The organism is Pseudomonas baetica, assembly GCF_002813455.1.
Lineage (GTDB): Bacteria > Pseudomonadota > Gammaproteobacteria > Pseudomonadales > Pseudomonadaceae > Aquipseudomonas > Aquipseudomonas baetica.
The window spans coordinates 2,897,366-2,907,596 of record NZ_PHHE01000001.1; the positions used below are offsets into that span (position 1 = coordinate 2,897,366).

The following is a 10,231-nucleotide window of genomic DNA, read 5'->3' on the forward strand; positions in this document are numbered from 1 at the left end:
CACGCAGACTGCATGGTCAGTTTGTGCCCGTCTTTACGCTTCTGGAGTACTGCCTTTGAATGCGACGACCATCAACAGCCTGTTCTTGATCGGCGCGTTGCTGGTAGGCGCAAGCATTCTTGTCAGCTCTCTGTCTTCCCGTCTCGGCATCCCGATTCTGGTCATCATTCTCGCGGTCGGCATGGCGGCCGGGGTCGATGGCGGCGGGATTATTTTCGATAATTACCCGACGGCCTATCTGGTCGGCAACCTCGCCCTGGCGGTGATTCTGCTCGACGGCGGCTTGCGCACGCGGGTTTCCAGTTTCCGCGTGGCGTTGTGGCCGGCGTTGTCGCTGGCCACGGTCGGGGTGTTGATCACCACCGGGCTGACCGGCATGGCGGCGGCGTGGCTGTTCGATCTGAACTTGATTCAAGGTCTGCTGATCGGCGCCATCGTCGGTTCGACCGACGCCGCAGCGGTGTTTTCGCTGCTCGGCGGCAAGGGCCTGAACGAACGGGTGACCGCCACCCTGGAAATCGAATCCGGCAGCAACGATCCGATGGCGGTGTTTCTCACCGTCACCCTGATCGACATGCTCGCCAGCGGCCAGACCGGCCTGCACTGGAGCCTGCTGACCCACTTGATCCGCGAGTTCGGTATCGGTGGCGTCATTGGTCTGGGCGGTGGCTGGCTGATGCTGCAGCTGGTCAACCGGATCAACCTCGCCGCCGGCCTGTATCCGATTCTGGTGATCGCCGGTGGTCTGGTGGTGTTCGCCCTGACCAACGCCTTGCACGGCAGCGGCTTCCTCGCGGTGTACCTTTGCGGTCTGGTGATCGGCAACCGCCCGGTGCGCAGCCGCCACGGCATTCTGCACATGCTCGATGGCATGGCGTGGCTGGCGCAGATCGGCATGTTCCTGGTACTGGGGCTGCTGGTCACGCCGCACGATCTGTTGCCAATCGCCCTGCCAGCCCTCGGCCTTGCGCTGTGGATGATTCTGTTCGCGCGGCCGCTGTCAGTGGTCGTTGGCCTGCTGCCGTTCAAGGCCTTCCATGGTCGCGAGAAAGCCTTTATTTCCTGGGTTGGCCTGCGTGGCGCGGTACCGATCATTCTCGCGGTGTTCCCGTTGATGGCGGGGCTGCCGAATGCGCAGCTGTACTTCAACCTCGCGTTCTTTATCGTGCTGGTGTCTCTGCTGGTGCAGGGCACGAGCCTGCCGTGGGTGGCCAAACTGCTGAAGGTGACGGTACCGCCGGAGCCCGCGCCGATTTCCCGATCCGCACTGGAAGTGCACATCACCAGCGAGTGGGAGCTGTTCGTTTACAAGCTCGGCGCCGAGAAATGGTGCATCGGTTCGCCCCTGCGCGAGCTGAAAATGCCCGAAGGTACACGGATCGCCGCGCTGTTTCGTGGCCAGCAACTGCTCCATCCGTCGGGTAGTACGGTGCTGGAGGTCGATGATTTGCTGTGTGTCATCGGCCATGAACACAACTTGCCGGCTCTCGGGAAACTGTTCAGCCAGGCGCCGCAACGCGGCCTCGATCTGCGTTTCTTCGGCGACTTCGTGCTCGAAGGAGACGCCCAGCTTAAAGCGGTGGCAGCGCTTTATGGCTTGCCGGCCGAAGGCATCGACCCAGACATGACCCTCGGCACCTTCATTGCCCATAAAGTCGGCGGTGCGCCGATCGTCGGTGACCAGGTGGAGTGGAACAACACCCACTGGACAGTTGCAGTCATGGACGGGAACAAGATCGGCAAAGTGGGCGTCAGATTCCCCGAAGGAAGTCGCCCGGGCCCCGGGCTCTTCCTCTAAACTGCGTCCACTATCACTTGCTCGACCGGTCTCTATGCCTACCCTGCGCTCCTTTTTCGCCGCGGCCCTGTTGGGCCTTAGTCTTACTGTCGGCCCGCTTTATGCCGCCGAACCACCGTCCAGCGAAGCCGTGCAGGCCAGTCTGGACAAGCTCGCCGACAGTAAGCTGCCGGACGCTGACAAAAAGACCCTGCAAACCATCCTGCAGAGCACGCTGACTCAACTCAATAATCAGCGTGATTACGAACAGAAGTTGATCGATCTCAAGCAGCAACTGGCCACCGCGCCGAAGCAGACCATCGAAAACACCCGCGAACTGACGCGCCTGAAGGCGACTGCAGTGGTGCCAGTGGCGCAGCGCTTTCCGAAGGAGTCGATCCAGCAACTGGAGCAGATTCTGACGGATCGCTCGACCCAGCAAAGTGATCTGCAAAAGGCCCTGGCCGACGCCAACAGCCTGATCATTACCGCCCAGACCCGGCCCGAGCGCGCCCAGGCGGAAATCTCCACGAGCCAGACGCGCATCCAGCAGATCAACAACATCCTCAAGTCCGGCAAGGACGCGGGAAAAACCATCACCGCCGAGCAACGCGACCAGTTGAACGCGGAACTGTCGGCACTGAATGCGTTGATCCCATTGCGCCGTCAGGAACTGGCCGGCAACAGCCAGTTGCAAGACTTGGGCAACGCCCAGCATGACCTGCTCTCGGAGAAATCCGAGCGCCTCGATCGCGAAATTCAGGAACTGCAAACGCTGATCAACCAGAAGCGTCTGGCACAATCGCAGGAAACCGTCACCCAGCAGTCAATCGAAGCGCAGAAGGCCGGCAGCAGCAGCTTGCTTGCTATCGAAAGCACGGCCAACCTCAAGCTGTCGGACTATCTGCTCAAAAGCACCGACCGCCTCAACGAAGTCACCCAGCAGAATCTGCAAACCAAACAGCAACTCGACACCCTGACCCAAAGCGACTCGGCTCTGGACGAGCAGATCAGCGTGCTCAAGGGCAGCCTGCTGCTGTCGAAGATTCTCTATAAACAGAAACAGGCCCTGCCACGGCTCAAGGTCGACCGCGACCTGGCGGATCAGATCGCCGACATTCGTCTGTGGCAATTTGACGTCAGCCAGCAGCGTGAACAACTGAGCAATCCGGCGGCCTACGTCGACAACCTGCTGTCCGCTCAGCCACCGGAACAAGTCACCCCGCAACTGCGCAAAAGCCTGCTGGATCTGGCCAACACCCGCGCCGACTTGCTGGAGCGTCTGAATCGCGAGTTGAGCGCGATGCTCAACGAATCGATCACCCTGCAACTCAATCAAAAGCAACTGTTGAGCACCGCGCAAAGCCTGCGCGCGACCCTCGATGAGCAGATGTTCTGGATCCCGAGCAACAAGCCGCTGGATCTGGAATGGATGCGCGGCGTGCCGGAGCGTCTCAAACGTCAGGTCGACACCCTGCCATGGGCTTCGAGCCTGAGCGAACTGACCGACGGTTTGACCCAGCGACCGCTGCTGTTCCTGCCGCTGGCACTGCTGATCGGCGCACTGCTGTGGCGGCGTAAAAGTCTCTACGGTCGCCTGAACAAGGTTCACCAGGACATCGGCCATTTCAAACGCGACAGTCAGTGGCACACCCCGCAGGCGATTCTGATCAACATTCTGCTGGCGATGCCGGTGGCGCTCGGTCTGGGCCTGTGTGGTCTGGCCTTGCAGATCGACGCCCGCGGCCAGAACGCCAACATGGGCGCGGCGCTCCTGCAAATGGGGCAGGCGTGGCTGGTGTTCTACACCGCCTACCGGATTCTCGCGCCGGGTGGCGTCGCCGAACTGCATTTCCGCTGGGAAAAACCCCAGGTCGAATTCCTTCAAGGCTGGGTACGCCGACTCGGGCTGGTGGTCATGGCACTGGTCGCCGTAGTGGCGGTCGCCGAACTGCAACCGGCGGCACTCGCCGACGATGTGCTCGGTATGCCGGTGGTGCTGACCTGCTACGCGTTAATGGCGTGGTTGCTCAGTCGCTTGCTGATCAGCAGCCCGGCCCACGAAAACGCTTCACTGTTTCGCAAGGCTGTCGGGGTAATGTTCACCCTGCTGCCCATCGCCCTGTTCGTCGCGGTGTGCTTCGGCTACTACTACACCGCACTGAAACTCAGCGACCGCTTGATCAACACCCTCTACCTGCTGATGTTCTGGCTGGTGATCGAAGCCACCTTCGTGCGTGGCCTGAGCGTGGCGGCGCGGCGTCTGGCCTATCAGCGCGCCCTGGCCAAACGCCAGGCAGCGAAAGAGGCCGGCGACGGCGAAGCGGTGATCGAAGAACCGACCCTGGACATCGAAAAGGTCAACGAACAGTCTCTGCGCCTGATTCGCCTGGCGCTGCTCGGCGGCTTTATCGCGGCGCTGTACTGGGTCTGGTCGGACCTGATTTCGGTGTTTTCGTACCTGGACAACATCACCCTCTACGAATACACCAGCGGCACCGGCGCCAACATGAGCATGGTGCCGATCAGCATCGGCGACATGCTCGGCGCGCTGATCATCATCGGCATCACCTTCGCCCTCGCGCGCAACTTGCCCGGTTTGCTCGAAGTGTTTGTGCTGTCCAAGCTCAATCTCGCTCAGGGCAGTGCTTACGCCACCACGACGCTGCTGTCGTACGTGATCGCCGGCGTCGGCTTCGTCTCGACCCTGTCGACGCTTGGTGTGAGCTGGGACAAGTTGCAGTGGCTGGTGGCAGCGCTGTCGGTTGGTCTCGGTTTCGGCATGCAGGAGATCTTTGCCAACTTCATCTCCGGCATCATGATCCTGTTCGAACGCCCGGTGCGGATCGGTGACACCATCACCATCGGCAACCTGTCCGGCACGGTGAGCAAGATCCGCATCCGCGCCACGACCATCACCGACTTCGACCGCAAGGACATCATTGTCCCGAACAAGACGTTCATCACCGGGCAACTGATCAACTGGTCGCTGACAGATACCATCACCCGAGTCACGCTCAAGCTGGGTGTCGATTACGGCTCCGATCTGGATCTGGTGAAAGAACTGCTGCTCAAGGCTGCCCGGGAAAACCCGCGCGTGCTCAAGGAACCCGAGCCGCACGTGTACTTCCTCAACTTCGGCGAAAGCACCCTCGACCACGAACTGCGTATGCATGTGCGTGACCTCGGTGACCGCAACCCGGTGCTCGACGAGGTCAACCGCTTCATCAACCGCGAGTTCAAGAAGCAGCACATCAACATCTCGTTCCGGCAGATGGAGGTTTATCTGAAGAACCTGCACGGCCAGGAATACAAGATGGTGCCGATCGAGCCGGAAACCAAAACCATCGTCGCGGTGCCCGACGATCAGAAACCGCTGCAAGAGCCGCCGCCGGCCAAACTCGACTAACCGGTCTAATCCCAGCAGAATGCTCGGACATTCTGCTGGAGCAGGCCCTTGAAAGCCCTCGACGAACTGACCTTCGACAATCGCTTCGCCCGCCTGGGCGACGCGTTCTGCGCCCACGTGCTACCCGAGCCGATCGACAATCCGCGTCTGGTCGTCGCCAGTCCGGCGGCCCTGGCCTTGCTGGACCTCGACCTGGCGACCGCTCAAACCGAGGAATTTGCCGAACTGTTTGGCGGCCACAAGCTGTGGGCCGATGCCGAGCCGCGGGCGATGGTCTATTCCGGGCATCAGTTCGGTGGCTACACCCCGCAATTGGGCGATGGCCGGGGCTTGTTGCTGGGCGAGGTTTACAACGAAGCCGGCGAACACTGGGACTTGCACCTCAAGGGCGCCGGACAGACGCCGTTTTCGCGCATGGGCGACGGCCGTGCGGTGCTGCGTTCGTCGATCCGCGAGTTCCTTGCCTCCGAAGCGCTGCATGCGCTGAACATCCCGTCTTCGCGCGCGGCCTGCGTGATCGGTTCCGACACCCCGGTCTGGCGCGAAAAACAGGAACGCGCGGCGATGGTGCTGCGTCTGGCACCGAGCCATATCCGCTTCGGCCACTTCGAATATTTCTACTACACCAAACGGCCCGAGCAGCAGAAGCAGCTCGGCGAACATGTGCTGGCGATGCACTACCCCGAATGCCTGGAACAGCCGGAACCGTATCTGGCGATGTTCCGCGAGATCGTCGAGCGCAATGCCGAACTGATCGCCAAATGGCAGGCCTACGGCTTCTGCCACGGCGTGATGAATACCGACAACATGTCGATCCTCGGCATCACCTTCGACTTCGGCCCGTTCGCCTTTCTTGATGACTTCGACGCCAATTTCATCTGCAACCACTCGGACGATCAGGGCCGCTACTCGTTCAGCAATCAGGTGCCCATCGGCCAATGGAACCTCAGCGCCCTCGCTCAGGCGCTGACGCCATTCATCAGCGTCGAAGCCCTGCGCGAAACGCTGGGTCTGTATTTGCCGCTGTTTCAGGCGCACTACCTCGACCTGATGCGCCGCCGCTTCGGCTTCACCACCGCTGAAGATGACGATCAATTGCTGCTGGAGAACCTGCTGCAACTGATGCAGAGCAGCGGCGTTGATTACACGCTGTTCTTCCGTCGACTCGGTGAACAATCTGCGGAACTGGCCGTTGCGCAATTGCGTGACGACTTCGTCGACATCAAAGGCTTCGATGCCTGGGGCGAACGTTACGTGGCGCGGGTTGCCCGCGATGGTGATGCGGATCAGGCACAGCGCCGAGCCCGGATGCATGCGGTCAATCCGCTGTACATCCTGCGTAATTATCTGGCGCAGAAAGCGATCGATGCCGCCGAGCAAGGCGACTACTCGGAGGTTCGTCGCTTGCATGCTGTGCTTAGCAAGCCGTTCGAGGAACAGCCGGGGATGGAGAGTTATGCAGAGCGGCCGCCGGAGTGGGGCAAGCATTTGGAGATTAGTTGTTCTTCTTAAAGGGCTGAACTCCATCTTGATAAGCGATTCGTGCGTCTCCAGATAAGGCGTACGCATCGTAAAACTTCTCCGAGCCGAACATGACCAACCCACTCCTCATCCCCTGCCCATCCTGCAACGGCCTTAACCGCATTCCAGCCGAGCGCCTCGCCGACCAGCCGAAGTGCGGGCGCTGCAAATCTGCAGTGCTGTTAAGCAAACCGTTCGAACTCAAGCAAGGCGACTACGCCAGCCAGATCAAGGGCGATCTGCCGTTATTGGTGGACGTGTGGGCGGACTGGTGCGGGCCATGCAAGTCGTTTGCGCCGGTGTTCGAGCAGGCGGCTGCGCAATTGGCCGGCAAGTGCCGCTTGGCCAAGCTTGATAGCGAAGCCAATCAGCAGTTGTCAGCGCAGTTGGGGATTCGCTCGATTCCGAGTTTGATTCTGTTCAAGAACGGCCGGGAAGTGGCGCGCCAGAGTGGCGCGTTTCCGTTGCCGCAGTTGATGGCGTGGCTGCGTAGCCAGGGGATCTGACCCAACGCAACTCCAATTGTGGGAGCGAGCCTGCTCGCGAAGGCGTTCGGTAAGTCAACTCAGATGTTGAATCTACCGACCGCTTCGCGAGCAGGCTCGCTCCCACAGGTAGGTTGGGTGCAATCCGGCAAATCAGTGATCTTCAAGCAGGTTGTGCAGCTCAACAAACTGCTGAGTCAGCTTGTGTCGCGGATCGAGGTGGATCAACGGCGTATTGGCTTGGTGCGACTCACGCATCCGTACCGAACTGGTCAGGTACACCGGCAACACCGGCAAACCTTCGGCGATCAACTCATCCAGTATTTGCTGCGGCAGACTCGCCCGGGCCTGGAACTGGTTGACCACGATGCCTTCGACTTCCAGCCCTTCGTTGTGGTCTTCCTTCAATTCTTCGATTTCCGCCAGCAAGCCATACAAGGCCTGGCGCGAAAAGCTGTCGCAATCGAAAGGGATCAGCACGCGATCCGCGGCAATCAGCGCCGATACAGCGTAGAAATTCAGCGCGGGAGGCGTATCGAGGTAGATCCGGTCGTAATCTTCCGATAGCTCATCGAGCAACTTACGCAGCTTGTTGATCTTGTGCTTGGCCTCAAGCTTGGGCTGCAGATCGGCCAGCTCGGCGGTCGCGGTGATGATGTGCAGGTTGTCGAACGGCGTTTCGTAGATGTCCGCCTGATTCTTCTTGGAGAACGGCCCGGAAGACAGTGTCTGCTTGAAGAAGTCGGCAATACCCATCGGGATGTCGTTGCCGGTGAGCCCGGTCAGATACTGAGTGGAGTTGGCCTGGGCATCGAGGTCCACCAACAGCGTGCGATAACCCTCGCTGGCGCTCACCGCTGCGAGATTGCAGGCAATGCTGGACTTGCCTACGCCACCTTTCTGATTGAATACCACGCGCCGCATGACAAAACCTCCGTGTATCAAAGAATGACCGAGTGTAGATGCGCGAGACCTCGCTTCGCTACCTTCACGGAAGCGGACTACAAGGTCTGATGCAAATATCCGAATACCGACAGAGCAGAAAACGTCATTAATCGTCGAGATGCCTGACAGACAAATCCCAATCAATCTGGATAATGGCCAAGTGACAGTTTTTCTGCGAACCACTCGGTACATTTCATTGCGCAAAATGTAACCAGCATTTGCTACAGACTCGTCGCACCGGGATAATGCGCGCCACCCGGCGCCATGCGCCACGTCAAGTCTGCTGCGGCTCTGGCGATTCAACGCGTCAACAAAACCCGCAGGGGCGGGATGAATGTCCGTGATCAACTTCAACATCGCCCAATGGCGCGCGTGGGCCCCTGGGCTCGACAGCGTGGACGCCTGGCAGGCCTGGAGCCGACAGCCGGTCGTGCTCCAGAGCAACGATGCCGCGCCCGATGTGTCGTTTTTACCGGCCATGCAACGCCGCCGCCTCAGCCGTCTGGCCCGAATGGCCTTCAGTGTCGGCTGGCCACTGGCCGATGGTCGGGAAAACCTGCCGTTGGTGTTTGTCTCGCGACACGGCGAAACCCCGCGCACCTACGACATTCTCAGCGACCTTGCCAAAGATGAACCGCTGTCGCCGACTCAGTTCAGCCTGTCGGTGCACAACGCGATCATCGGTCTGTGGTCGATCATGCGCGGCGAAACCAGCGAAATGACCGCCCTCGCCGCCGCGGGCGACGGTCTGGAACACGGCATGCTCGAAGCGGCGGCGCTGCTCAATGAAGGCGCTCCGGCGGTGTTGCTGGTGATCACTGAAGAACAACCGCCCGCCGCCTATTCGCAGTGGATCGACGATGTACCGTTTCCTTACGCGCTGGGACTGCTGCTCACCCCCGGTACCGACTGGCGGCTGACCCTGAACAGCAGCACCGAAGCACTGTCCAAAGCGCATTGGCCCCATGCGCTCAACCTGCTGCGCACCCTGCTTGGCCAGCAATCCCTTTGCCAACATGCCTGGAAAAATCGTGTATGGACCTGGCAACGCAACCCGTGACCGAGAAAAACCGCGACGCCTACTACTGGCGCTTGCTGGCGACCGCAGCAAGCTTTGCTCTGTTCGGGCTCGGCGGGCTGTGCCTGCGTTTGGTGGTTTTTCCACTGCTCGCCTGCCTGCCAGGCGATGCTGTCAGACACCGCCAGCGTGCGCGGCAAACGGTGAGTCGGCTGTTCTGGTTCTTCGTGCAGTTCATGGCCCGCACCGGCGTGTTGACCTATGACATTCAGGGCGCCGAGCGCTTGGGCCGTCCGGGGCAAATGATCATCGCCAACCACCCGTCGCTGATCGATGTGGTTTTCCTCATAGGACTGGTGCGCCATGCCAATTGCGTGGTGAAAAAAAGCCTGTGGGAAAACCCCTTTACCCGTGGCCCGCTACGCCGTACCGAATACATCAGCAACGACGGCAGCATGGACATGCTCGATGCCGCCGCCGAGTCCCTGCAAAACGGCCAGACGCTGATTATTTTTCCCGAAGGCACCCGTACTCAACCGGGCCAGGCACCGGCCTTTCATCGGGGAGCAGCGGCGATTGCCCTGCGTGGTGCGAAGATTCTTACCCCGGTGATCATCAAGGTCAGCCCGACCACTTTGACCAAGGCCGAACCCTGGTATCGGATCCCGCGCCGTCGCGTGCACTTCAGTTTTCGTGTCGGGGCCGATATAGACCCACAGACCTTTGCCGCGATGGGCCCTGCCCCGCAGGCCTCGCGCAAGCTCAACGATTATTTGCACTCTTACTTTATTAAGGAGCTCGCCGAAGATGAGCGATCTGAATCGTGACATCAAACTGCTGATCATCGACGCTCTCGGCCTCGAAGACATCAGCGTCGACGACATTGGCGACGACCAGACGCTATTTGGCGAAGGCCTGGGCCTGGACTCGGTCGACGCGCTGGAACTGGGTCTGGCGATCCAGAAAAAATACGGCATCAAGATCGACGCCGACGCCAAAGACACCCGTAACCACTTCACCAATGTGGCGAGCCTCGCGGCCTTCGTCATGGCAAAACAGGCAGCTTGAGACCGGAC

Annotated in this window: 8 protein-coding genes; 7 read left to right on the plus strand and 1 reads right to left on the minus strand. The window is 60.2% G+C overall.

Features of this window, described 5'->3' with window-relative positions:
* Positions 1-55 precede the first annotated feature (55 nt).
* The 4 genes from ATI02_RS13080 (at position 56) to trxC (ending at position 7,213) form a co-directional block, all read left to right on the plus strand.
* On the plus strand, positions 56-1,798 hold the full coding sequence (locus ATI02_RS13080; RefSeq protein ID WP_095187401.1) for a potassium/proton antiporter: 1,743 nt from the start codon (positions 56-58) through the stop codon (positions 1,796-1,798).
* Positions 1,799-1,832: 34 nt separating this feature from the next.
* Positions 1,833-5,186: a mechanosensitive channel MscK gene (mscK, locus tag ATI02_RS13085; protein ID WP_100846481.1), complete on the plus strand. Its 3,354-nt coding sequence runs from the start codon at positions 1,833-1,835 to the stop codon at positions 5,184-5,186.
* A gap of 48 nt (positions 5,187-5,234) precedes the next feature.
* A complete protein-coding gene (gene selO / locus ATI02_RS13090; protein ID WP_100846482.1) occupies positions 5,235-6,698 on the plus strand; it encodes a protein adenylyltransferase SelO in 1,464 nt (487 codons plus the stop codon).
* 80 nt (positions 6,699-6,778) lie between these two features.
* A complete protein-coding gene (trxC, locus tag ATI02_RS13095; RefSeq protein ID WP_095187404.1) occupies positions 6,779-7,213 on the plus strand; it encodes a thioredoxin TrxC in 435 nt (144 codons plus the stop codon).
* Between the two features lie 132 nt (positions 7,214-7,345).
* Here trxC and ATI02_RS13105 read toward each other — a convergent pair whose 3' ends face one another.
* Positions 7,346-8,116 carry a ParA family protein gene (locus ATI02_RS13105; RefSeq protein WP_095187405.1) on the minus strand — a complete coding sequence of 257 codons (771 nt, stop codon included), beginning with the start codon at positions 8,114-8,116 and terminating at the stop codon, positions 7,346-7,348.
* Positions 8,117-8,471: 355 nt separating this feature from the next.
* On the opposite strand from ATI02_RS13105, the gene ATI02_RS13110 reads away from it, so the two are divergent.
* From ATI02_RS13110 to ATI02_RS13120, 3 genes are read left to right on the plus strand one after another with little or no spacing between them, the layout of a single operon-like run.
* A complete protein-coding gene (locus ATI02_RS13110) occupies positions 8,472-9,197 on the plus strand; it encodes a beta-ketoacyl synthase chain length factor (protein WP_095187406.1) in 726 nt (241 codons plus the stop codon).
* A complete protein-coding gene (locus tag ATI02_RS13115; protein WP_100846484.1) occupies positions 9,173-9,982 on the plus strand; it encodes a lysophospholipid acyltransferase family protein in 810 nt (269 codons plus the stop codon). The genes ATI02_RS13110 and ATI02_RS13115 overlap by 25 nt, the downstream gene beginning before the upstream one ends.
* The gene (locus tag ATI02_RS13120) at positions 9,963-10,223 is read left to right on the plus strand and encodes a phosphopantetheine-binding protein (RefSeq protein WP_100846485.1); all 261 of its coding nucleotides are present in this window, start codon (positions 9,963-9,965) and stop codon (positions 10,221-10,223) included. Before ATI02_RS13115 ends, ATI02_RS13120 begins: the two co-directional genes overlap by 20 nt.
* Positions 10,224-10,231: the final 8 nt, after the last annotated feature.